Here is a 22,653-nt window from a genome sequence, read left to right as displayed (position 1 = left end):
GTCGACCGGATGTCGTCAATCACACGTGCTTACATGTCATCGAAAATCGATTACCGAACCCGTTTCGGACTACTGACTGGTGTGTCCGCCAGTCTGATCGCCAGCGTTCTCCTCCTTTCCGCGTGCTCGGACCGTGGCAAAAAAGAGACGGCGGACGCCACGCCGGAGGCCGTCGTGCGCACGGTCGAGCGTCGGGCCGAACCGCTCACGACCCAGCAACCGGGACGTCTGGAAGCCTATCGCAGCGCCGACGTGCGTGCGCGGGCGGGCGGCGTCGTCATGGAGCGGAAGTATCAGGAAGGCCAGAAGGTCACCAAGGGCGAGGTACTGTTCCGCATCGATCCTCAGCCACTGTCGGCCGCACTCGACGCTGCCCGTGGGGCGCTCGCCAAGGCGCAGGCCGAACATGATTCGGCACGCGACAAGATCGAGCGCTATCGCGGCTTACTCGAATCGCACGCCATCAGCGCTCGTGAAGACGCCGAGTCCCGCGCGGCCGAAGCGCGCACGCGCGCCGAAGTGCTGGCCGCCCGCGCGGAAGTGCGCAAGGCCGAACTCAACCTCGGTTACACGAACGTCGTCTCGCCGATCGCAGGGCGCGTTCGCCGCGCCGAAGTGACGGAAGGGGCGCTCGTCGGTCTGGACTCTCCCACGTTGCTCACGCGTGTCGAACAGATCGATCCGATCTACGTGAACTTCTCGCAGCCGGCCGCGGAGGTCTATGCGATGACGCGCGATCTGCGCGCGGGCAAGTTGCAGCGCGGCGAGTCGGGCGAAGGCGCGTCTGCGCCGCAGGTGCACGTGACGCTGCCCGACGGTCGCGAGTACACGCTGCCCGGCAAATTGCTCTTCACGGATCTGGCCGTCGACCCGGGCACCGACACCATCGCCATGCGCGCGCTGCTGCCGAACCCGGACGGCGTGCTGCTGCCCGGCGCGTTCGTGCAGGTGCGCATGCAGGGGGCGGTGAATCCCAACGTCGTGCGTGTGCCGCGCGAATCGCTCACCCGCACCGGCGAGGGCGCCATCGTGCGTGTGGTCGATGCGCAGGGCAAGGTGCATGACAAGAAGGTGCGCGCCGAAGCCATCGACGGTCGCGACTGGCTCGTGACGGATGGCCTCAAGGGCGGTGAACACGTGATCGTGCAGAACGTCGCGCAGTTCTCCGACGGCATGCAAGTCAAGACGAAATCGGACGCCACCGCATTGGCCGCGCAGACCACGAGTCAAGCCACTAGTCAGGCGGCCAGTCAAGCCACGAAAGCGGAGACGCACTAACCATGGCTCGTTTCTTTATCGATCGCCCGGTCTTTGCCTGGGTGATCTCCCTGTTGATCACGCTGATCGGCGTGCTCGCGATCCGGGCGCTGCCCGTCGCGCAGTACCCCGACATCGCACCGCCGATGGTCAGCGTGTGGAGCAGCTATCCCGGCGCGTCGGCAAAAGTCGTCGAAGACTCGGTCACCGCGATCATCGAACGTCAGATGAACGGTGCGCCGGGGCTGATGTATACCTCCGCCACCAGCGGCAACGGCGAGTCCTCGGTGAACCTGACGTTCCGTCAGGGCACGAGCCTCGATCTGGCGGCCGTGGAAGTGCAGAACCGTCTGAAGACGGTCGAGTCGCGCTTGCCGGAAGTCGTGCGTCGTTACGGCGTGAAGGTCGAGCGCGCGGCCGACAACATCCATATGGTCGTCACGCTGTCGTCGCGCAATCCAGCGGTGAACGAATTCGATCTGGGCGAGATTGCCGCGTCGCAGGTGATGAACCAGCTCAAGCGCGTGCCCGGCGTCGGTCAGGTGCAGTTCTGGGGCACGGAGAAGGCCATTCGCATCTGGCCCGACCCGGCTAAACTCGTCGCACTCGATCTCACCGCCACGGACATCGTCTCCAAGGTGCGCGCCTATAACGCGCGCGTGACCGTCGGTGACCTCGGTGCGGGGTCGACACCGGCGTCCGCCCCGATCAACGCCAACGTCGTGTCCGACAGCGCGTTGTCCACGCCGGAAGAGTTCGCCAACATTCCCTTGCGCGTGCGCTCGGACGGCTCTGCCATCCGGTTGGGCGATGTGGCGCGCGTGGAACTGGGCGCCTCGGACTACAACTACTCGGCGCGCGTCGACGGCTTGCCCGCCACGGCCATGGGCGTGAAGCTTGCCGCCGGGTCGAACGCCGTCGAAGTGATGAAGGCCGTGCGTCAGGTGATGGACGAGCAGGCGAAGCTGTTCCCGGCGGGTGTCGAGTATCAGATGCCCTACGAGACGGCGTCGTTCGTGAAGGTCTCGATCCAGAAAGTCGTGAAGACGCTGCTCGAAGCCATCGTGCTCGTGTTCCTGGTGATGTATCTATTCATGCAGAACTTGCGTGCAACGCTGATCCCGACGCTTGTCGTACCGGTCGCGTTGCTGGGCACGTTCGGCGTGCTGCTGGGGCTGGGCTATTCGGTCAATACGCTGACGATGTTCGGGATGGTGCTCGCCATCGGCATTCTGGTCGACGACGCCATCGTCGTCGTCGAGAACACCGAGCGGATCATGGTCGAGGAAGGCTTGTCGCCGTATGCGGCCACGGTCAAGGCGATGCAGCAGATCAGCGGGGCCATCGTGGGGATCACGGTGGTGCTGGTGACGGTCTTCGTGCCAATGGCGTTCTTCTCCGGCGCGGTGGGCAACATCTACCGTCAGTTCGCCGTCACGCTCGCCGTATCCATCGGCTTCTCGGCATTCCTTGCCCTCTCGCTCACCCCGGCGCTGTGCGCCACGTTGTTGCGCCCGGTCTCGCACGACCACCACGAGAAGCGCGGCTTCTTCGGCTGGTTCAACCGCACGTTCGCCGTGGGCACGGAGCGCTACACGCTCACCGTCGGCAAGACGTTGCGACGTCCGTGGCGCGCGCTGCTGGTCTATGGCCTCGTGCTGATCGCCGTGCCGCTGGCGTTCATGCGTCTGCCGTCAGCCTTCATTCCGGAGGAAGACACGGGCAGCTTCATGGTGATGGCCTCGGAGCCGCAGGGCGCCACGTTGCCCGAGGCGATGACCGCGCTCAAACGTATCGAGCGCTACCTGATGGAAAACGAGCCGGTCAAGCACGTGTTCGTGCTGGGCGGCTGGAACGAGTTCGGCGCAGGCCCGGGCGGCGGCATGCTGTACGTCACGCTCAAGGACTGGCACGAGCGCACGTCGAAGCACGATGGCGTGAATGCGATCGTCGAGCGCGTGAACGGCAAGTTCATGGGGCAACCCGATCGCATGATGATCGCGATGAACAGCCCGGCACTGCCGGAGCTTGGGTCGTCCAACGGCTTCAACCTGCGCTTGCAGGATCGGGCGGGTGTCGGCAAGGAGGTCTTCACGGCTGCGCGCGACGATCTGCTTCACAAAGCCGCGCAGGACCCGGTGCTCAAGAACGTGATCTTCGCGGGGCAGGGCGATGTGCCGCAGGTCGACGTGAGCATCGATCGTCGCAAGATGGAAGCGTTGAAGGTCAACATGGACGACGTGAACACCACGCTCGCGACGATGTTCGGCTCGGACTATGTCGGTGACTTCATGCTGGGCTCGGAGAATCGCCGCGTGCTCGTGCAGTCGGACGGACGCCAGCGGGTGTCGCCGGAAGACATCGGCAACCTGCGCGTGCGCAACGCCAATGGCGAGATGGTGCCGCTCTCGGCTTTCGTCTCGCTCAAATGGAAGCTCGGTTCGCCGCAGCTCAAGCGTTACAACGGCTATCCGTCGTTCACGATTCAGGGTGAAGCGGCGCCGGGCAAGAGCAGCGGCGAGGCCATGGCGCGCATGGAGCAACTGATGGCGGAGATGCCCGCGGGCATCGGGCACGAGTGGAGCGGGCAGTCGCTGGAAGAGCGCGACTCGGGCGCCCAGGCGCCGATCCTGTTCGCGTTGTCGGTGCTGGTGGTGTTCCTCGCGCTCGCGGCGCTCTACGAGAGCTGGGCGATTCCGGCGGCGGTCATCATGGTGGTGCCGCTCGGCGTGATCGGCGCGCTCGGGGCGGTGAGCCTGCTGGGCATGCCCAACGACATCTACTTCAAGGTGGGCCTGATCGCGACGATCGGTCTGTCGGCGAAGAACGCCATTCTGATCGTGGAAGTCGCCAACGACCTGACGAAGCAGGGCATGACATGGCTCGATGCGGCTGTGGAAGCGGCGCGTCTGCGTTTGCGTCCGATCGTGATGACGTCGCTCGCGTTCGGCTTCGGCGTGGTGCCGCTGGCCATCGCTTCGGGACCGGCGTCGGGCGCGCAGCGCGCGATCGGTGTCGCGGTGCTCGGCGGGATCGTGACGGCCACGGTGCTGGCGATCTTCCTCGTGCCGCTGTTCTTCCTGATCGTCGGACGCTTCGTGCGCCGTTCACACACTGACGGCAAGCCTGCGCAGGCAGACGCCGCGCCCGCCGTCGAGGGGAAAGTATGACGATGTTTCGACCCCGCCTTCGCGGGATGACCCTGGCCGCAGCCGGTCTGTTCGCGCTGCTGGCCGGGTGCACGATGGCGCCCACGTACGAGCGGCCGGCCGCGCCGATGCCCACGTCGTATGAGGCGGCGCCGGCGGGCGGCGACGTGCAGCTCGCGCTCGCCGCGCCGCTCACGGGCGACGCCGATTGGGCAGACGTCTTCACCGACCCGGAATTGCAGACGCTGATTCGTCGCGCGCTCGCGCAGAATCGCGACTTGCGTCTGGCGTCCTTGCGGGTGCAGGAAGCGCGTGCGCTGTACGGCATCGAAGGCGCCAATTTGTTGCCGAGCGTGCAGGCGGGAGGATCGTTCTCCCGTCAGCGCTATTCCGGCTCCGCCGGACAACCCGACGGCAGCAGCAATCCGCCGGGCGGCTACGTCGCCAACGATGTGCGCGCGACGCTCGGCGTGAGCGCGTTCGAACTCGATTTCTTCGGGCGTGTTCGCAGCCTGCGCGACGCCGCATTGCAGTCGTATCTCGCGAGCGAGGAGGCGCAGCGCGCGGCGCAGGTCAGTCTCGTGGCCGAAGTGGCGACGGCTTACATCGGACTTGTGGCCGCGAACGAGCAACGCGCTTACGCGGCCAAGGTGCTGGCTGCACGCGAAGCGGGCATGCAGGTGATTCGCCTGCGCGCCGAGCGGGGACTCGTCGACGGGCTCGATCTGAATACGGAGACGACGCAGGTCGAGGTGGCACGTGCGGCGTTCGCCGAGCGTGAGCGCCAGCGCAGCGAGATTTCGCACATCCTGCAAGTACTCACGGGCGACGTGGCGACACGACCGTCCGCGGAGGCGGCGCTCGACAGCGCCTTCGTCGTGCCGGTCGCGGCAGGGCTGCCGTCGTCGTTGCTGATGCGGCGTCCGGACATCCGGCAGGCGGAAGCGCAATTGCGCGGTGCGAATGCGAACATCGGCGCAGCACGCGCGGCGTTCTTCCCGTCGATCCGGCTGACGACGGACATCGGGACCGCCAGTTCACGCATTGCCGATCTGTTCAGTGCGGGCACGGGCGTCTGGTCGTTCCTGCCGCAGATCACCGTGCCGATCTTCGATGGCGGACGCAACATTCAGGGACTGAACCTGGCGAACGTGCGCAAGGAAATGGCGATCGTTTCGTACGAGCGTGCCATCCAGACTGCATTCACGGAAGTCAACGAAGCGCTCACGGCGCAGCAATGGCTCTCGCGCCAGCTCGATGCGCAAAAGCGGGTATCGGACGGAGAGCGCGAGCGGCTGAAGCTGGCCGAGCGTCGTTATGCGAACGGTGTGGCGAGCTATCTCGAACTGCTCGATGCGCAACGCAGCGACTTTCAGGCAGCGCAGCAGTTGATCGACGTCAAGCAGCGCGTGCTGGTCAATCACGTGGCGCTGTACCGTGCGCTGGGCGGCGGCTGGACGCCGAACGCCGACGAATCCTGAGCGAAGCCGGTTCGCCGGTCGTCAAACGAAAACCCCGCCGGGTCTCGCGATCCGGCGGGGTTTTGTCATGCAATGTCGCGGGTGAGGGCGCCGCGCAGGCGTCAGAACATCAGAACGCGAAGCGGCCTTCCGAGGCGATCTTCGCCAGCGGTTCGCGCGGGCTCGGCACTTCGCGAGCGCGCAAACCTTCCGGCAGTGCGTTGACGTCGCCGCCGGGACGGCCGATCGCGACGGCCGCTTCGATCTTGTACTTGGACGGCAGATCGAGTTCGTTGCGGATCTTGTCGTGCTCGATGCCGGCCAGACCGTGCGCGGCCCAACCCGAGTTCGACGCTTGCAGCGCGAGGTAACCCCATGCGGCGCCGGCGTCGAAGCTATGCGTCGGGGCGGGCACTTCCTTGTCGCTGCCCGGGGGCGTGAGCGTCGACTTCGAGATCACGAGCACGATGGCGGCAGCGTGTTTGGCCCACGTCTGGTTGAATTCGTTGAGGAAGCCGACGAACTGTTCCCAGTGCGGCGTGCCACGGCGTGCGTAGACGAAGCGCCACGGTTGCGCGTTGTAGGCCGAGGGCGCCCAGCGGGCGGCTTCGAACAGCGCCAGCAGGTCGGCTTCGGGAATCGTTTCGTCCTTGAACGCGCGCGGCGACCAGCGGGCCACGAATTGCGGGTCGATCGGATGGTCGGCTTGACGCGTGTTGAGGGTGTTGATATCGGTCATGCGAATGTCTCGTCGGCAAAAATACGGGAGAGAGTGCTGCGGCACGTCGGCGTCAGGCCGACGGTCATGCGGTAATTGCGCCCGGGCGAGCCTGAGCGGGTCGCTAGGATACCGCGCGCGTCGTCCGATCCCAACCAATATCGCCGCATGTCCTTATCACCGGGCGCTATCATCCCGTCTCATGAACACGCTCAAAAACATGCGGATCTTCGTGCGCGTGGCCGACGGCGCAAGCTTTGCCGGCGCGGCGCGCGCGCTCGACATGACCACGCCACAGGTCTCGAAAGCCATCTCCGAGCTGGAGGCGCATCTGCGCACGCGGCTGCTCCATCGCACCACGCGCCGGCTGGCGCTCACCGATGCAGGCAAGCGCTACCTCGCGCGGTGCCGCGACATCATCGCGCTGGTCGACGTCTCGGAAGCCGAGGCGGGGGCGACCAACGCAGCGCCGAGCGGCAAGCTCCGTCTGCACGCGCCGGCCAGTTTCGGGCAGGTCTTCGTCGTGCCGGCGCTGGCGCGATTCATGGAGCAGTATCCGGAGGTCGAGGTCGATCTGCTGCTGTCCTCGCGCGTGCCGGACCTGCTGGAAGAGAACATCGACGTCTCGCTGCGTCTGGCGGCGTCGCAACTGCCCGATTCGGGACTCGTCTCGACACGGATCTGCCGCATGGCGTCGGTGCTGTGCGCCGCCCCGCAATACCTCTCTGAGCACGGGGCGCCCCGGTCGCTCGACGAATTGGCGCGGCACACGCGGGTCCGCCTGAACGCGCCGCACTACACCGTCGAACACTGGCTTTTCGACGGTCCGGACGGCACCGTGAAGCTGCCGATCCCGGCGGGGCGTCTGCGCGTGAATACGGCGGATTCGCTGGCAGCGGCGCTCGTGAGCGGCTGCGGCGTGGGGCCGGTGCCGTTGCTCTCCGCGGTCCCGGCACTGCGCAACGGGTCGCTGGTGCGCGTGCTGCCCGAGTATGAATTGCAGGGGACGAACGTCTACGCGGTGTACGCGTCGCGCCTGTATCTCGACGCGAAGGTCAAGACATGGATCGAGTTTCTTCGAACGTTCGTGACGCAGGCGCTTGCGGCGCCCGACGCCGCAGCGATAGCGCTGCCGCCCCGATCAGCAGACCGATGACCAGCGACACCCAGAGCACCGCGGTGTCGCCCCAGTGTTCTCGTGCGAGGGAATATCCCCACGGGGCCACGGCCGAGACCGCGAACGCCGGCGCGAGCAAGGTACCCAGGGCGCGGGCATAAGCGTCATGGGAGAAGAGTTCGAGCGGCAGGCTGGCGCGTAGCAGCGTCGCCAGTCCGTTGAGCGCACCATAGCCGAAGATGAAGACACCGGCCGCGAGCGGCGACGACAGTCCGGCCAGCCCCAGCGCGAAGCACAGCGGCAAGCCGATGCCGACCACGACGTTGAGCTTGACTGCGCTCGCCTGCCGGGGCTGAAGCCACTCCAGCGTTCGCGCACAGACCTGGCCGACGCCCCACAGCGCGGCGAGTCCGACCGGCAACCCGCGCGTGCTCAGCACCGAAGTCAGGTGCGCAGCCAGGCCCGACGAAAGGATCGAGACCATCGCCATGATCGCGCCGTAGAGCAGGGCGGAGGCCCACGGCAGCGGTGCGCGTGCCTTGCGGGTCTCGTCCGCCGCCGGGATTCTGGGCGGCGTTGGCGGCAGGCTGCGCAGCAAGGCCCACGCGATGAGGCCGATCACGCCGTAGACGAAGACACCGGTGCGCCATCCCCACGTGTCGCCAAGCCAGTTGCCCAGCGGCCAGAAGACGGTCGTCGCCAACCCGCCGATGAGCGTGATCTGTGTCATCGGACGCCGTGCGGCTGCACCGTACAGCGCGGCGAGTGTGGCGAAGGCGGCATCGTACAGCGAGAGCCGCATACCGATCCCGAGCAGACACCACGCGGCATAGAACTGGGCGAGGGTGCTGCCGGTGGCGAGCGCGACGCAGCCGACGGTACAAATGAGCGTGCCGACACACATGACGCGGCGCCCGCCGAACCGTTCGAGCCAGCGCCCGGACAACGGCGAGACGGCGGCCATCACCAGCATGGCGAGCGACGGCCCCGCGAACACCCATGTCTGCGCCCAGCCCATGTCGCGCGCGATGCGCCACGCGAACGCGCCGGGCAGATAGAAGTTCACACCCCAGTTGATGAGTTGCGCAAGGCCGAGCCGGATGACGATGGGCATGACGTGAAGCGGGCAGGAGCGCGCCGAAGGGGAAGTCGAAGGGGGGACGGTAGTGGCGCTGTATTGGTGCTGTATTGACGATAGCGAGAGACGAACCGATACAGGACATCCGTCCAATAGCCGAATGGTGCGCCAGCGCCATCTCTTGGTAAAGTCTTGGCATCTTATCCGTTTCATAAGGAAAACTTTGAGATGCGGCGCCTGAATCTGGATCAGCTTCATACGTTTTCAGAAGTCATCGACGCCGGCAGTTTCTCTGCGGCTGCCGCACGCCTCGATTTGTCGCAGCCCGCCGTGAGTCTTCAGGTTCGCCAGTTGGAACAGCGCTTGAACGTCAGACTCATCGAGCGCGTCGGCAAACGTCTGAAGCCGACGTCGGCGGGACAGACATTGCTCGAACACGCGCGGCGTATCGACGCTGCCGTCGAAGACGCCATGCAGGCGCTGTCGAGTCATGCGCTGGGGGTGGCCGGCGAGGTGGCGATCGGCACGGGCGCGACGGCGTGCATCCACTTGCTGCCGCCGATGCTGCGCGCAATGCGCAAGCGCCATCCGTTACTCGATATTCGTGTGAGTACCGGCAACACCGACGACGTTGTCGCGGCCGTGACCGAAAACCGTCTCGACATCGGGCTTGTGACTTTGCCCGCTGCCGGACGCAGTCTGCACATCACCCCGGTACTGCAAGACGAGTTTGTCGCGATCGCGCCGGCAAGCGACAACGAGTGGGCTCAGGAAGTGACGCCGCACGCGCTCGCCGCAGCGCCGATGGTGGCGTTCGAATCCGGCAGCAGCACGCGACTATTGATCGATGAGTGGTTTTTGCAAGCGGGAATTCGTATGCGCCCGGTGATGGCGCTCGGGAGTATCGAGGCGATCAAGGAAATGGTCGCGGCAGGATTGGGTTATAGCATCGTGCCGCGAATGTCGGTCAGCGCGGGTCATCATCGACGCGGATTGCGTATATCCACGCTGACACCGGCCTTATCGAGAACGCTGGCGATCGTGGTGCGTCAGGATAAACCGCTGACGCCAGGATTGCGAAAAGTCCTGTCGGCATTGGAGTCATTGGGCTGCGCGGTATGAAATTCGATGAGAAAATGATTGGCACTCCACGCCATATAGTGGGGTTGTTTTATTGGGCAAAATTACTCCCCGCAAAACGCAAAGCTCAGACTACAATGCGCGAATATCGGCAATCCACCGGCAATTATTAGAGAACGTGCAATTCGCAATGCATCACAATCTTTATCGGTATGAAGGGCTGCTGGGTGCCCGGTCGGTCGAGGCGCTGGACGCCGAGTTTCAGAAACTGACGCAAACGCTGGAATACGACGCACTGTTCTATGCCCCGTTATTGCCCCGTCGCGAACGAGAGGCTGCGGCGTTTCAGATGGACGATCAGCTCATTTCCGCGCAGGGAATGCCGAGCCGCCATATCTTCACGACGTTTCCGCCCGCCTGGATCGAGCGTTATCAGAGTGCGGGCTATGCGGAAGTCGATCCGGTGCTCGTCGCGGCGAATCTGTCGCCGTTACCGATTCTCTGGCGCACCTTTCTCACACAGAAGCGGCCTCACCCGATCTTCGCGGATGCGCGCGCTCACGGGCTCGGCAGTGGTGTCTCGATTCCCATTTACGGGGCTGCCGGCGAGCGGGCGATTTTCAGTGCCGCGACGGCGAAGTCGCCGGAAGAATCGGCGGAACTTGAATCGCGCATGGTCGGTGAAATCTATCTCACGGCGCTTTACTTTCATCAGGCGATTCAGCAACTCGACATGCAGTGGGTCGCGAGCCGCAGCAATGGCAAACTCAGTCCGCGTGAGATCGAAAGTCTATTGTGGGCGGCACGCGGCAAGACGGCGTGGGAAATCGGGTTGATTCTGAAGATATCGGAACACACGGTGACGTTTCACATCAATAACGCCAAACGCAAGCTCGGTGCGGTCAATCGACATCAGGCAATTGCAGCGGCAATCAGCACCGGTTTGATTTCTCCCTGACATTTCCGTCATTTTCGAGACATTTTGGGATCGTGTTTGGCTGATTTCACACTTTTTCCGAAACAGTGTGTTGTTGCTTTGCGGCTGGTTGATTCGTAAGGGAAAACTATAATTTACTCATGGTGCGAACTGATTGGTTAGCAGTTTTCGCCTCCATGAGTGAAATACGAACGATAAAAGGAGTTTTCCATGAAGAAGAACCTGTTGACCGCCGTTGCGCTGGTGAGTCTTTCCCTCGCTGCCGGCTCGGCCATGGCTGCCGATCAGTCCAGCGGCGTGACCCGCGAACATGTGCGCGCCGAACTGCAAGCGGCCCGCGAACTCGGTCTCTCGCCGGTGACGGAATTCAACTTCCCGTACACCTACGAGCAGTCGGTGCAACTGCAAAAGCGTACGGCCGAAATCGAAGCGGCACAGCACAATGGTGCACCGCAAGCTCCGATGGCCAACTGAGACGTTTCAGTCAGTGAGAAGCCCGTCGACGAGGTTGTCGACACGCTTACCGAGCAGTTGAGTCGTATCTGAGTAGTCCCCCGATTCGCCGACGGCCCGCCTGACTCGACATCGAGTCCCGCCCGCGCCGCGCGAATCGTCTCAATGACGCAGCGATGCGTCACTCTCCACAGCCCCGCCCGAGGATTCGTTCCCGACGGGGCTTGTGTGTTTCTGCCATCCCCCACCCAGCGCCAGGAACAGATTGACCTGATCCATGGCGACTTGCGTTTCCGATGCCGCCAGCGCCGCTTCGGCGCTCGCATGCGTGCGCTCGGCGTCAAGGCTCGTGAGGTACGGCGCGCGACCGGCGCGATACAGCTTGTGATTCTGCTCGGCCGCATCGCGTGATTTGTCGCGGGCGTCGCGCAGGGCGTCGTCGCGCTGCAATTCGCGGGTGTAAGCGGAGAGCGACGTCCTGGCTTCCTGCACGGCTTTGAGTACAACACCGTCGAAATGCGCAAGCGCAGCATCGGCGCCTGCTTCCATGCCCTTGATGTGCGAACGCACGCCGTTGGTCGGTAGCGACCACGAGATCATCGGGCCGACCGTCCACTGTTCCGTGCGGCCCTGTCCGAAGTGTTCGAGCACACCGTTTGCCCCGATCGATGCGCCGAAGCGGATCGACGGATACAGGTCCGCCGTCGCCACCCCGATCCTGGCGGTGGCCGACGCGAGTTCGCGTTCTGCCTGACGTACGTCCGGGCGGCGCTTGAGCAGCGCGGTGCCGTCACCGACGGGCAGCGCCTGCGTGAGTTGCGGAATGCGGCGGCATTGAGCGACGCGTGCGTCGAGCGTGCCGGGCACCTTGCCCAGCATGACGGCCAGCCGGTAGGTTGCGGCTTCGCTCTGCGCCTGGAAGTGCGGCAGTGCCGCGCGCAGCGTGTCGGCTTGCGCCTGCGCGCGCAGCAGGTCGGTCGGCTGATCGCGTCCGGCGTCCACGAGCTTGCGGGTGATGGCGACGCTGCGCTCCTGCAACCGCAACTGCTCATTGGCGATGTCGTATTCGTGGTTCGCCGCGCAACCTTGCACGTACGCCCGCACGGTCTCGGCCGCCACGCTCACACGCGCGACGTCGAGTGCAGCCTGACTCGCTTCGGCGGCGGCCAGCGCGGCTTCGTCGGCTCGCGCGAGTTTGCCGAAGAAGTCGATCTGATAGGAGATGCCGAGCGTTGCGACGGCAATGTTCACCACCGGCAGCTTCTCTTCCTTGAGCAGGCTCTCGCCCGAGATCTGCGCGCGGGCCGCTTCGGCCTCCACGCCCCCCTGTGGCAGATTCTCGGATTCCACTTCGTGATACATCGCCACCGCACGCTGCACGTTCGCCAGCGCCACGCGCACATTCGTGTTGGCCGTCAGCGCCTCGCTCACGAGCGTGTCGAGCTGCGGATCGTCATAGAGCTTCCACCAATCGTCGGGTACCGCGTCGATGGAGACGGCGCGTTGCGACGCATCCGCGAGCGGACCGTTCGCGTCGGGCGAGCGCATCACCGAATGCTCTGGCAGATGGTAGTCCGGCCCGACGGTCGTGCAACCGGCGACGAGCGCGGCCGCAGTCGCCACGGCACTCATCAACGCAAAACGTGTTCGGGTTTTGACTTGCACGGACTTCACTGGCGGGCCTCCGCATGTGCAGCCGGCGTCCCGTTCTGAGAGGCGGCGGCGAGCGAGGCCGTCGACGCCTGTTTTGGCTGGGCAGACTTGTCCTGCGTTTGCACGACAGTGACCGTCGCCGTACGACCGGCGACGAGGCGCATGTCCTTGGGCACGTCGTCGAGCGCGATACGCACCGGAATGCGCTGCGCCAGACGGACCCAGTTGAACGTCGGATTGATGTTCGGGAGCATCGATGCGCCGCTGGTGCGGTCACGGTCCTCGATCCCGGCGACGATGCTTTGCACGTGGCCGTGCAGCACATGACGCTCGCCCATCAGGCGAATCTCCACCTTGTCGCCGATGTGGATGCCGCGCATCTTGGTCTCTTCGAAATAGCCTTCGACGTGCAGCGAGTTCGCATCGACCATGGAGAGCACCGGACGTCCGGTGCTCACGTAATCGCCAACGCGCGGCAGGCGGTCGTTCAGATAACCGTCGGCGGGCGCGAGTACGCGAGTGCGTTCGAGGTTGAGCTTCGCGAGACGCACGGCGGCGTCGGCCTGAGCCACGGCCGCCTCACCGGATTCGACCCTGGCCTGACCGGCTTCGACGACTTCCTTCGCGACCACTTCCGTCAGTTGATGATTGCGGGCATTCTCACGACGCGCCTGCGCCAGCGTGGCGCGTTGCGCGGCGGCGTTGGCTTCGGCCTGCTGCAAGGCGAGCGTATAGCGGTCGCGATCGATGACGAACAGCAGATCGCCGCGATGCACTTGCTGGTTGTCCTTCACGTCGACATCGGTGATGAGACCGGAGACGTCGGGCGCGACCTGCACGATATCGGCGCGAATGCGGCCGTCGCGCGTCCACGGGGCGACGGTGTAGTAATCCCACAGATGCAGCAGCACGAAGATCGCGACGCAGGAGACGGCAAGCGTCAGGACGACGGGGCCGAGGGAGCGAAGTTTCAGTTTCATGATTGGCAGGCGCGCGCGAGGGCGACGATGCCGCCCAGCGCGATGATGTACACAGCAAGATTGAATAACGAACGGTGCCAGACGAGCTTGTAGAAGCCGATGCGTGCGAGCACGAAGCGTAATGCGCCCGTCAGCACGAATGCCACGACCATCAGGGCCAGCAGCGTCGGCACGAAGACGCCGTAGATGTCGATCTCGCCGCTCATTGGGCACTCCCGGTAGTGGTGGCGGGGAACAGCGCGACGTGGATGTCCATGAGCGAGGCACGCGCGCTGCGCGAGGCCTGATCGCTATGGGCGACCAGCGAGCGCACGGCGCCCAGCAGTTTGTCTTGCAGCGAGCTGTCCGGCTGGCTCACCTGTTCGTCGAGTCGCGACTGATAGAAGCGCGCCACGTCGGTGAGCGCCGCTTCGACCGCACTGCGCTGCAAGGGATTCAGATGCGGCAGCTCGCGCTGCAAGGCGAGTGCCGAGAGTTCGACGCGTACTTCGGTGAAGCCGTCGCTCGACGTCTCGCTCTCGCTCGCGGCCAGACGCGGCACCAGTTGCCCGAGCCGGTCGAGCAGGCGCGCACGCAGCCGGTTGTGCTCGCTCACCGAACGGCCCATGGCGTTCTTCGCGATGTCGCGCCAGCTCGAATGAATCAGGCGGCGCATGGCCACGCGCGTGCCGAACGGTCGCGTTTGCAGCGTCCACAACAGCGCGAACAGCACACCGGCCAGCCCTGCGATATTGCTGTTGAAGAACGCCGGGAAGTCGGCGCTGTAGCCGCCCTGAATGCCGACGAAGCTCGCGGTGTTCACGGCCACGAGCATCGCCACCATCGTGAAGCGCGGTTGCGGGATGAACGTGCCGAGCAACAGGTAGGGCACGGCGAAGAGGGCGACCAGCAGGCCGAAATCGTGGGCGTTCGTCAGGATGAAGAACACGTAGACGGCGGCGAGGACCACGCACACGGCCGTCGCCCAGAAGAACGAGCGGATGAACGGTGCGGGTTCGTCCATGGCGGCGAAGAAGCAGCAGGCGACGGCCCCGAGCGAGACACCGGCAGCGCCGTCGTTCCAGCCCGTGTAGATCCATGCCAGTCCCATGATGAACGTGCACAGCGCCGCGGAGATCGTCGAGAACAACAGCAGCCCGTGGTCGTAATGGCGTGCGCCGCCGAGTTCCCAGTAGGGGAAGGCGGGCGTCCAATCGGGCGCGTCGCCCTGCTGACTGAAACGGCGTTGCAGCGACGCGCAGTCCTGCCACAACTGCACGAGCGAGCGCAGACGGTCTTCGGTCGCCGCGACGAGCGCGCCGTACCAGTCCGACGCCTCGCCGGCCGACTGTGGCGGTTTGAGCAGATGGGCCGGGGCGGGCGAGGGCGCACCGCGCCGCAGCCAGGCGACCACTTCGGCCATCTTGGCCTCCAGCGCTTCGGGCGCGCCCTTCGGATGCAGACGCAACGTCTGCACGAGCGATGCCACCGTCGAGAGGACCGGCATCATCATCGTCATGCGTCCGCGCAATTCCTGCGCGTCGCGTACGCGCTCGGAGGTGTCGGCGTCATAAGACAACTGGCTGATCAACTGGTCGAGCGCCAGAATGTCGGCCGCCATGCGGTGACGGCTCATGTGGCGCGTGGCCTTGCCTTCGGGATCGGCCGACAGCATGTCGGTGGTCCAGCGAGCGGCGTCGGTGAGCCAGCGCGTGGAGCGGTCGTGCAGCACTTTCGCGACGCTCGTCGGCAGAATCACGGCGCCCACGACACTCGCGCAGACGATGCCCAGAATGATCTCTTCGGAGCGCGCGATGGCGATGTCGAAGATACCGGAGGGTGTGTTCACCGCCGGGAGTGCGATCAGCGGCAACGTGTACGAGGCGAGCAGGAAGACGTAGCTGCGCGGCGAACGATGCAGCAACGAGATGTAGAGCAACGTGCCGGTCCACAGCCCGACGGCGGCCATCAGCAGTTCCGGCGTATCGACGAGGGCGGGGACGAACGCAATCGAGGCCGCCGCGCCCAGCAGCGTGCCGAGCACGCGATAGAGCGCCTTGGAGCGCGTGGCGCCCGTCAGCGGGTGCGACACGATATAGACCGTCGCCATGGCCCAGTAGGGGCGAGGCAGGCCGAGCGCGAGCGCGATGTAGAGCGCCAGCATCGAGGCGACGAACGCCTTGATCGAAAAAATCCAGTCGCGTGAAGATGGCCAGGTAAGCACGGTTTACTTCTTGGGGAGCGCCATGGCGAGGATGGACCCATCGGGGTCGGCCGCGCGGTTGAGCGTTTCAAACACGCGCAACACCGCCTCGAAGTCTTCTCGGGGGATGTCGGCGAATACCTTGGCGCGCAGTTGGCTGAGTTCGCGTTCGAGCTTCTCGGCGAGCGCTTCGCCGGCGTCGGTCAGCTTCAGTGCGTTGGCGCGCCGGTCGCTGGCATCGACTTCACGCACGACCAGACCGGCGGCGCACAGTTGATCGAGCAGACGCACGAGCGACGCGCCTTCCAGCCCGACGTATTCGGCCAGCTCGACCTGACGCACACCCTGGCCGAGACGGCGGATGAACAGCAAGGGGCCTGCGCTCGCCGCGGAAATACCGTATTCGACGATCGCGCCCTGCGACAACTGGCGCCACTGTTTGCCCGCCAGCAGCAGATGGCTGGTGAAGACGAAGCGGAGCGTTTCTAGGGAGGTCATGGAGAAAGATTATATGTTAACTAATAATTAGGATGCTAGTTAATAGCCTGTTGCGCCAGACGTGGAAATGGTGGGAAGCCTTACCCTCGGAAAGGCGTGGACAGGCACGCGGGACGTGCCTTTGCGCGATTTGCGCAGGTAAGATAGCGGCACTCACGGCGCTATTTCGTGGTCGCGCCGGCCGGCAGACAAGTGTTACGACATATTTCAAGGGACGCCCCATGACATCGAAGGGACTGGATAGCGAATCGTTCGAATTGCTGCTCGCGGCGGTGCAACGGTTCATCCGCGAGCGGCTGGTGCCCGCCGAGAACGACGTGGAGGCGCAGGACGACGTGCCGCAGACCCTCGTCGACGAGATGAAGGAGATGGGCCTGTTCGGGCTTTCGATTCCCGAGGCATTCGGCGGCATCGGTCTGTCGATGGCGCAGGAGGTGCGCGTGGCGTACGAGTTCGGGCAGACGTCGCTGGCGTTCCGCTCGGTCTTCGGCACCAACGTGGGCATCGGCTCGCAGGGCATTCTGATGGACGGCACCGACGCGCAGAAGCACGATCTGCTGCCGCGCGTGGCGAGTGGTGAGCTGATCATGTCGTTTGCGCTGACCGAGCCGGACGCCGGATCGGACCCTGCGGCGCTGAAGACACGCGCGGTGCTCGACGGCGACACTTATGTGATCGACGGCGTGAAGCGCTTCATCACCAACGCGCCGCGCGCAGGGGCTTTTACGCTGATGGCGCGCACCGGCGGCGAGGGCGCGGGCGGCATCTCGGCGTTCATCGTGCCCGCCGATACGCCGGGCCTGTCGCTCGGTAAGCCGGACAAGAAGATGGGCCAGCGCGGCACCAAGACCTGCGACGTGGTGTTGCAGGGCGCGCGGGTGCCTGCCGCGAACATCATCGGCGGGGTGGCGGGCAAGGGCTTCAAGACCGCCATGAAGGTGCTCGATCGCGGTCGTCTGCATGTGGCGGCGCTCGCGTGCGGCATGGCACAGCGCATTCTGGACGAATCGGTGGCCTATGCGCGCGAGCGCAAGCAGTTCGGTCAGCGCATCGGCGACTTCCAGCTGGTGCAGGCGATGCTCGCCGACAGTCAGGCCGAACTCTATGCCGGATGGTCGATGGTGCAGGACTGCGCGGTGCGCTATGACGCCAAACCCGCCGGTACGCGCGACGCTGATGTGAGCACGCGCGCGTCGTGCGCCAAGCTGTTCTGCACGGAGATGGTCGGGCGTGTGGCCGATCGCGGCGTGCAGGTGCACGGTGGCGCGGGCTACATCAACGAGTACAAGGTCGAGCGCTTCTATCGCGACGTGCGCCTGCTGCGTCTGTATGAAGGCACGACCCAGATCCAGCAACTCATCATCGGCCGCGCCCTGATGCAGGACGAATGAACGTGCAGACGCCCGCGCAGAAAGTGTCACCGACGGCATTGCCGTTGCTCGTCGCCTCGACGTTCTTCATGGAGAACCTCGACGCGACCATCATCACGACGTCGATTCCCGCCATGGCGCGGGACTTCGGCGTCGCTCCCTCGCAGCTCTCGATCGGCCTGTCGGCTTATCTCGTCGCACTCGCAGCATTCATTCCGGCGAGCGGCTGGCTCGCGGACCGGCTGGGGCCGCGTCGCGTGTTCCCGGCGGCAATCGCGCTTTTCACGCTCGCGTCGGTGCTGTGCGCGATGAGCACGAGTCTCGACATGTTCACCGTGTGTCGTGTGCTGCAAGGGCTCGCCGGCGCCATGATGGTCCCGGTCGGCCGTCTGGTCGTGCTGCGCAGCACGCCGAAGCCGGCGCTGGTGCGCGCCATCGCGACGATCACCTGGCCGGGTCTCGCCGCCCCGGTGCTCGGTCCGGCGCTCGGCGGCTTCATCTCGTCGACATGGAGCTGGCACTGGATCTTTCTCATCAACGTTCCGTTAGGCATGGCGGCCTTCGCGGCGGCGTTATGGCTGGTGAAGCCGTCGCCGGGGCAGCGCAAGCCGTTCGATCTGGCGGGATTCGTCGCGAGCGGCGTCGGGGCCAGCCTGCTGATGTTCGGTGTCGAACTCGCGAGCCGCACCCCGGCGGACTGGCCGGCCGTGATCGGTTGCCTGGTCATCGGCGGCCTGGCGATGGCGTGGTCGATCCGCCACTTCGGCCGCACGTCGCATCCGCTTCTCAATCTGGGGGCGATGCGGGTGCAGACGTTTGCGGTCACCGTGTGGGGCGGCTCGATGTTTCGGATCGCCATCGGCAGCGCGCCGTTTCTACTGCCGCTGATGTTCCAGCTGGCGTTCGGCATGAGCGCCGTGACGTCCGGGTTGCTGATGCTCGCGCTGTTCGCGGGTAACCTCGGCATCAAACCGGCGACCACGCCGATCATGCGCCGCTTCGGTTTCCGCAGGGTGTTGCTGGGCAACGGGTGGCTCGTGGTCGTGGGCTTTGCCCTGTGCGCGATGCTTTCGGCAACGACGCCGCTGTGGATCATTGCGCTGGTGCTGCTCTTCGGCGGCATCTGTCGCTCGGTGCAGTTCACCACGCTGGCGACGCTGGCCTATGCCGACGTGCCGCCGGCCGACATGAGCGGCGCCAGCACGCTGTCCTCGGCGCTTCAGCAAATGACGACCGGCATGGGCATCGCGCTCGGTGCGCTCGTGCTCAAGATCACCGAGGTCGCCGGTGTCACGCCGTTCAGCACCGCGAGTTTTCGCTGGACGTTCGTCGTCATGGCCGGGATCGCGCTGCTCGCCATGATCGACGGCGCGCGTCTGCCGGCCGACGCCGGCGCGCAGGTGAGCGGGCATCAGCCGTCACCGTCGAGATGAGGTGACGACCAAGGTGCCGACGCACCGCATGTAGGCATCATGATGGTGCGCACGGGGCAGGCGCCCCGTGTCGTGCACTGCTGCGGTGCAGCAGATGACGCTCAAGAATCGGACACTTCCCATAGACAACTTCATGTCTTCTCCTTGTCCGGCAACGCTTTGCCGATAGTCCCGTTCCTGCTGGCACGCTTGTTGCGTTAGCCATAACGCTAGCGGCAAAGGCGTCGCCGGCAACGAATTCTGGTGCGGCGTCGGGCGGGACAGCCTGCGACGTACCCACAGGACAACGGCGTCCCTCCGTGCTTCGGCGCGGACGGACGCCGTTTTGTTTTTCGGGGCTGTACTTCGGGACCGGGTTCCGGAGCATGAAGCGCGGCAACAGGAGAAGACAACATGGGCAAACCTCGTCTGGTCGTCATCGGCAACGGCATGGCCGGTATCCGCACGCTCGAAGAGCTGCTTGAGATCGCACCGAATCAGTACGACATCACCGTATTCGGCGCGGAGCCGCATCCGAACTACAACCGCATCCTGCTCTCGCCGGTGCTCGCGGGCGAGCAGTCGTTCAAGGACATCGTGCTCAATCCGCTCGACTGGTATGCGGAAAAGGGCATCACGCTGCATCTGGGCAAGGAAGTCACGCAGATCGACCGGCCGCGTCGCGTCGTGCGCTGTGCCGACGGCACCGAAGCGCCGTACGACCGCCTGCTGATCGCCACCGGCTCCAGCCCGTTCATCCTGCCTGTGCCGGGCAAGGATCTCGATGGCGTGATCAGCTACCGCGACATTCGCGACACCGAAATCATGATCGAGACGGCGCGCGTGAAGCGTCGTGCGGTCGTGATCGGCGGCGGTCTGCTCGGTCTGGAAGCGGCCAACGGTCTGAAGTTGCGCGGCATGGACGTCACCGTCGTGCACCTCGCCGACACGCTGCTCGAACGTCAGCTCGACAACACCGCTGGCAAGCTGCTGCAACAGTCGCTCGAAGCGCGCGGTCTCGCGTTCCGCCTGTCGCATCAGACATCGGAAATTCTCGGCGACGAGACGGGCTGCGTGCGCGGGGTGAAGTTCGGCAACGGTGAAGCGATCGACGCAGATCTGGTGGTGATGGCTGCCGGTATCCGTCCGAACACGACGCTGGCCGAAGCGGCCGGTCTGCATTGCGCGCGCGGTATCGTGGTCTCGGACACGCTGCAAACCTACGACCCGCGCATCTACGCCGTGGGCGAGTGCGTGAGCCATCGCGGTGTGGCGTACGGTCTCGTCGCGCCGCTGTTCGAGCAGGCCAAGGTCTGTGCGAATCACCTGGCGCTCATGGGCATCGGCAGCTATCGCGGCTCGGTGCTCTCGACGAAGCTCAAGGTCACCGGCATCGATCTGTTCTCGGCCGGCGACTTTCTCGGTGGCGAAGGCACGGAAGAAATCGTGCTGTCGGACCCGGCGAGCGGTGTCTACAAGAAGCTCGTGATTCGCGACGACAAGCTCGTCGGCGCCTGTCTCTATGGCGACACGACCGACGGTGCGTGGTACTTCAAGCTGCTGCGCGAAGGGCGCGTGCTGGGCGAGTTGCGCAGCAGCATCATGTTCGGCGAGACGAGCGTGGGCGACGTCGGCACGCAAGGCCAGAGCCGGGCCTCCGCCATGGCCGACAGCGACGAAGTGTGCGGTTGCAACGGCGTGTGCAAGGGCACCATCGTCAAGGCGATCACCGAGAAGGGTCTGTTCACGCTCGACGAAGTGAAGAAGCACACCAAGGCGGCGAGTTCGTGCGGGTCCTGCGCAGGCCTGTGTGAGCAGATTCTGATGAGCACGCTGGGCACGACGTACGACGCGACACCGAAGGAAAAGGCGGTGTGCGGCTGTACCGATCTGTCGCACGCGGACGTTCGCCGCGCCGTGCGCGAGCACCGTCTCACCACGCATCGCGCTGCCTTCGACTTCCTTGAATGGCGTACGCCGAACGGCTGCGCCACGTGCCGTCCCGCACTGAACTACTACATGCTCAGCACGTGGCCCAAGGAGGCGGTGGACGATCCGCAAAGCCGCTTCGTCAACGAACGCGTGCACGCCAACATCCAGAAGGACAACACGTTCTCCGTCATTCCGCAGATGAAGGGCGGCGTGACGAATGCGAGCGAATTGCGCCGCATCGCCGACGTGGCCGACAAGTATCAGATTCCGATGGTGAAGGTCACGGGTGGTCAGCGCATCGACTTGCTCGGCGTGAAGAAGGACGACCTCGTGAATGTCTGGCGCGATCTGGGCATGCCGTCGGGGCACGCGTACGGCAAGTCGATCCGTACCGTGAAGACATGCGTGGGCAGCGAGTTCTGCCGCTTCGGCACGCAGAACAGCACGCAGATGGGCATCGATCTGGAAACGATGCTCGCGAACATGTGGTCGCCGCACAAGGTGAAGCTGGCCGTATCGGGCTGCCCGCGCAACTGCGCCGAAGCCGGTATCAAGGACGTGGGCGTGATCGCCGTCGACTCGGGCTGGGAGCTGTACGTGGGCGGCAACGGCGGTATCAAGACCGAAGTGGCGCAGTTCCTCGTCAAGGTGAAGACGGCCGAAGAGGTCAAGGAGTACACCGGCGCGTTCCTTCAGTTGTATCGCGAAGAGGCCTACTACCTCGACCGCACGGTGCATTACCTCGACCGTGTCGGCCTCGATTACGTGAAGCAACGCGTGGTGGCCGATGCGGCCAATCGTCGGGCGTTGTACGAGCGTCTGCTGTTCTCGCTCGACGGTCTGCCCGATCCGTGGCAAGCCCGCATCAACGGCACGCAGGCCAACGAGTACCGTCCGCTGACGGTCTCCGGCGTGCCCGCCGACGCGCTGTCCACCGAAACCACGACTGCCTGACTGCTTGATTGCCTTGAAGGGGCTGCCATGACTGAACAATCCCGGCCGATCTGGCTGCATGTGTGTGATGTGAATGCGATTCCGCGTCTGGGCACGCGTGTGCTCACGCATCCGAGCGGCGATATCGCGCTGTTTCGCACCGAGAGCGATAACGTCTTCGCGCTGCGCGACAAGTGTCCGCACAAGGGCGGCGCGCTGTCGCAGGGCATCGTGCACGGCGAGAAGGTGACGTGTCCGTTGCACGCCTGGAACATCGATCTGAACACCGGCGAGGCCTGCGCGCCGGACGTGGGTTGCGCGCAGCGCTTTCCCGTGCGCATCGACGCCGGTGAGGTCTATCTGGCGTTCGACGAGACGGTGCAGGCCGACGTGAGTGATGTGAACAACGTGACCCACACGGTCGCGGCCTGACCGTCCCCGACA

General features: G+C 64.9%; 18 protein-coding genes. 11 read left to right on the top strand and 7 right to left on the bottom strand.

The window, feature by feature from the left end:
* Positions 1 to 33 precede the first annotated feature (33 nt).
* Genes C5N93_RS09655 through C5N93_RS09645 form a run of 3 tightly spaced genes read left to right on the top strand, consistent with a single transcriptional unit; the run spans position 34 to position 5,887 of the window.
* Positions 34 to 1,278, top strand: coding sequence for an efflux RND transporter periplasmic adaptor subunit (locus C5N93_RS09655; protein WP_242559095.1), 1,245 nt, complete (start codon positions 34 to 36; stop codon positions 1,276 to 1,278).
* A gap of 2 nt (positions 1,279 to 1,280) precedes the next feature.
* The gene (locus C5N93_RS09650) at positions 1,281 to 4,427 is read left to right on the top strand and encodes a multidrug efflux RND transporter permease subunit (RefSeq protein WP_242559094.1); all 3,147 of its coding nucleotides are present in this window, start codon (positions 1,281 to 1,283) and stop codon (positions 4,425 to 4,427) included.
* Between the two features lie 2 nt (positions 4,428 to 4,429).
* Positions 4,430 to 5,887, top strand: a complete 1,458-nt coding sequence (locus C5N93_RS09645) for an efflux transporter outer membrane subunit (protein WP_277990271.1) — start codon at positions 4,430 to 4,432, stop codon at positions 5,885 to 5,887.
* A gap of 109 nt (positions 5,888 to 5,996) precedes the next feature.
* On the opposite strand, the gene C5N93_RS09640 is transcribed toward C5N93_RS09645, so the two are convergent.
* On the bottom strand, positions 5,997 to 6,596 hold the full coding sequence (locus C5N93_RS09640; protein ID WP_242559164.1) for a nitroreductase family protein: 600 nt from the start codon (positions 6,594 to 6,596) through the stop codon (positions 5,997 to 5,999).
* A gap of 190 nt (positions 6,597 to 6,786) precedes the next feature.
* Here C5N93_RS09640 and C5N93_RS09635 point away from each other — a divergent pair, with 190 nt between their 5' ends.
* A complete protein-coding gene (locus tag C5N93_RS09635; protein ID WP_242559092.1) occupies positions 6,787 to 7,740 on the top strand; it encodes a LysR family transcriptional regulator in 954 nt (317 codons plus the stop codon).
* Here the strand turns inward: C5N93_RS09635 and C5N93_RS09630 are convergent.
* Positions 7,640 to 8,815 (bottom strand): MFS transporter, encoded by a 1,176-nt coding sequence (locus C5N93_RS09630; RefSeq protein WP_242559091.1) that lies wholly within the window; start codon positions 8,813 to 8,815, stop codon positions 7,640 to 7,642. The two genes, C5N93_RS09635 and C5N93_RS09630, sit on opposite strands and share 101 nt — an antisense overlap.
* Positions 8,816 to 9,007: 192 nt before the next feature.
* On the opposite strand from C5N93_RS09630, the gene C5N93_RS09625 reads away from it, so the two are divergent.
* The 3 genes from C5N93_RS09625 to C5N93_RS09615 all read left to right on the top strand — a co-directional run bounded on the left by C5N93_RS09625 (position 9,008) and on the right by C5N93_RS09615 (position 11,270).
* On the top strand, positions 9,008 to 9,901 hold the full coding sequence (locus tag C5N93_RS09625; protein WP_242559090.1) for a LysR family transcriptional regulator: 894 nt from the start codon (positions 9,008 to 9,010) through the stop codon (positions 9,899 to 9,901).
* A gap of 148 nt (positions 9,902 to 10,049) precedes the next feature.
* Positions 10,050 to 10,817, top strand: coding sequence for an autoinducer binding domain-containing protein (locus C5N93_RS09620; protein ID WP_150719474.1), 768 nt, complete (start codon positions 10,050 to 10,052; stop codon positions 10,815 to 10,817).
* 189 nt (positions 10,818 to 11,006) lie between these two features.
* Positions 11,007 to 11,270 carry a DUF4148 domain-containing protein gene (locus C5N93_RS09615; RefSeq protein WP_242559089.1) on the top strand — a complete coding sequence of 88 codons (264 nt, stop codon included), beginning with the start codon at positions 11,007 to 11,009 and terminating at the stop codon, positions 11,268 to 11,270.
* Positions 11,271 to 11,411: 141 nt separating this feature from the next.
* Here the strand turns inward: C5N93_RS09615 and C5N93_RS09610 are convergent, their stop codons facing one another.
* Genes C5N93_RS09610 through C5N93_RS09590 form a run of 5 tightly spaced genes read right to left on the bottom strand, consistent with a single transcriptional unit; the run spans position 11,412 to position 16,562 of the window.
* Positions 11,412 to 12,881: an efflux transporter outer membrane subunit gene (locus tag C5N93_RS09610; protein WP_242559163.1), complete on the bottom strand. Its 1,470-nt coding sequence runs from the start codon at positions 12,879 to 12,881 to the stop codon at positions 11,412 to 11,414.
* Between the two features lie 38 nt (positions 12,882 to 12,919).
* Positions 12,920 to 13,882, bottom strand: a complete 963-nt coding sequence (locus C5N93_RS09605) for an HlyD family secretion protein (protein ID WP_242559088.1) — start codon at positions 13,880 to 13,882, stop codon at positions 12,920 to 12,922.
* On the bottom strand, positions 13,879 to 14,088 hold the full coding sequence (locus C5N93_RS09600; protein WP_150719470.1) for a DUF1656 domain-containing protein: 210 nt from the start codon (positions 14,086 to 14,088) through the stop codon (positions 13,879 to 13,881). The genes C5N93_RS09605 and C5N93_RS09600 overlap by 4 nt, the downstream gene beginning before the upstream one ends.
* On the bottom strand, positions 14,085 to 16,085 hold the full coding sequence (locus C5N93_RS09595) for an FUSC family protein (RefSeq protein WP_242559087.1): 2,001 nt from the start codon (positions 16,083 to 16,085) through the stop codon (positions 14,085 to 14,087). The genes C5N93_RS09600 and C5N93_RS09595 overlap by 4 nt, the downstream gene beginning before the upstream one ends.
* 3 nt (positions 16,086 to 16,088) lie before the next feature.
* Positions 16,089 to 16,562 (bottom strand): MarR family transcriptional regulator, encoded by a 474-nt coding sequence (locus C5N93_RS09590; protein WP_069341479.1) that lies wholly within the window; start codon positions 16,560 to 16,562, stop codon positions 16,089 to 16,091.
* A gap of 221 nt (positions 16,563 to 16,783) precedes the next feature.
* On the opposite strand from C5N93_RS09590, the gene C5N93_RS09585 reads away from it, so the two are divergent.
* From C5N93_RS09585 to nirD, 4 genes are all read left to right on the top strand, one after another.
* On the top strand, positions 16,784 to 17,953 hold the full coding sequence (locus C5N93_RS09585) for an acyl-CoA dehydrogenase family protein (RefSeq protein WP_242559086.1): 1,170 nt from the start codon (positions 16,784 to 16,786) through the stop codon (positions 17,951 to 17,953).
* Positions 17,950 to 19,365: an MFS transporter gene (locus C5N93_RS09580; RefSeq protein ID WP_242559085.1), complete on the top strand. Its 1,416-nt coding sequence runs from the start codon at positions 17,950 to 17,952 to the stop codon at positions 19,363 to 19,365. Before C5N93_RS09585 ends, C5N93_RS09580 begins: the two co-directional genes overlap by 4 nt.
* A 393-nt stretch (positions 19,366 to 19,758) precedes the next feature.
* Entirely contained in the window at positions 19,759 to 22,230 is a 2,472-nt protein-coding gene (gene nirB / locus C5N93_RS09575) for a nitrite reductase large subunit NirB (RefSeq protein ID WP_242559084.1), read from the top strand.
* Between the two features lie 27 nt (positions 22,231 to 22,257).
* On the top strand, positions 22,258 to 22,641 hold the full coding sequence (nirD, locus tag C5N93_RS09570; RefSeq protein WP_242559083.1) for a nitrite reductase small subunit NirD: 384 nt from the start codon (positions 22,258 to 22,260) through the stop codon (positions 22,639 to 22,641).
* Positions 22,642 to 22,653 lie beyond the last annotated feature (12 nt).

It is taken from the genome of Pandoraea sp. LA3, from assembly GCF_022696215.1.
GTDB classification, from domain to species: Bacteria; Pseudomonadota; Gammaproteobacteria; order Burkholderiales; family Burkholderiaceae; genus Pandoraea; species Pandoraea capi.
This window is presented reverse-complemented; position numbering and strand designations above follow the sequence as displayed.

Bases quoted from the DNA above. Each gene is read 5' to 3' on its own strand.
- C5N93_RS09605 (WP_242559088.1), bottom strand. From the start codon at position 13,882: ATGAAACTGAAACTTCGCTCCCTCGGCCCCGTCGTCCTGACGCTTGCC.
- C5N93_RS09630 (WP_242559091.1), bottom strand. From the start codon at position 8,815: ATGCCCATCGTCATCCGGCTCGGCCTTGCGCAACTCATCAACTGGGGT.
- C5N93_RS09585 (WP_242559086.1), top strand. From the start codon at position 16,784: ATGACATCGAAGGGACTGGATAGCGAATCGTTCGAATTGCTGCTCGCG.
- C5N93_RS09615 (WP_242559089.1), top strand. From the start codon at position 11,007: ATGAAGAAGAACCTGTTGACCGCCGTTGCGCTGGTGAGTCTTTCCCTC.
- nirD (WP_242559083.1), top strand. From the start codon at position 22,258: ATGACTGAACAATCCCGGCCGATCTGGCTGCATGTGTGTGATGTGAAT.
- C5N93_RS09580 (WP_242559085.1), top strand. From the start codon at position 17,950: ATGAACGTGCAGACGCCCGCGCAGAAAGTGTCACCGACGGCATTGCCG.
- C5N93_RS09635 (WP_242559092.1), top strand. From the start codon at position 6,787: ATGAACACGCTCAAAAACATGCGGATCTTCGTGCGCGTGGCCGACGGC.
- C5N93_RS09655 (WP_242559095.1), top strand. From the start codon at position 34: ATGTCATCGAAAATCGATTACCGAACCCGTTTCGGACTACTGACTGGT.
- C5N93_RS09620 (WP_150719474.1), top strand. From the start codon at position 10,050: ATGCATCACAATCTTTATCGGTATGAAGGGCTGCTGGGTGCCCGGTCG.
- C5N93_RS09590 (WP_069341479.1), bottom strand. From the start codon at position 16,562: ATGACCTCCCTAGAAACGCTCCGCTTCGTCTTCACCAGCCATCTGCTG.
- C5N93_RS09650 (WP_242559094.1), top strand. From the start codon at position 1,281: ATGGCTCGTTTCTTTATCGATCGCCCGGTCTTTGCCTGGGTGATCTCC.
- C5N93_RS09610 (WP_242559163.1), bottom strand. From the start codon at position 12,881: ATGAGTGCCGTGGCGACTGCGGCCGCGCTCGTCGCCGGTTGCACGACC.
- nirB (WP_242559084.1), top strand. From the start codon at position 19,759: ATGGGCAAACCTCGTCTGGTCGTCATCGGCAACGGCATGGCCGGTATC.
- C5N93_RS09625 (WP_242559090.1), top strand. From the start codon at position 9,008: ATGCGGCGCCTGAATCTGGATCAGCTTCATACGTTTTCAGAAGTCATC.
- C5N93_RS09645 (WP_277990271.1), top strand. From the start codon at position 4,430: ATGTTTCGACCCCGCCTTCGCGGGATGACCCTGGCCGCAGCCGGTCTG.
- C5N93_RS09600 (WP_150719470.1), bottom strand. From the start codon at position 14,088: ATGAGCGGCGAGATCGACATCTACGGCGTCTTCGTGCCGACGCTGCTG.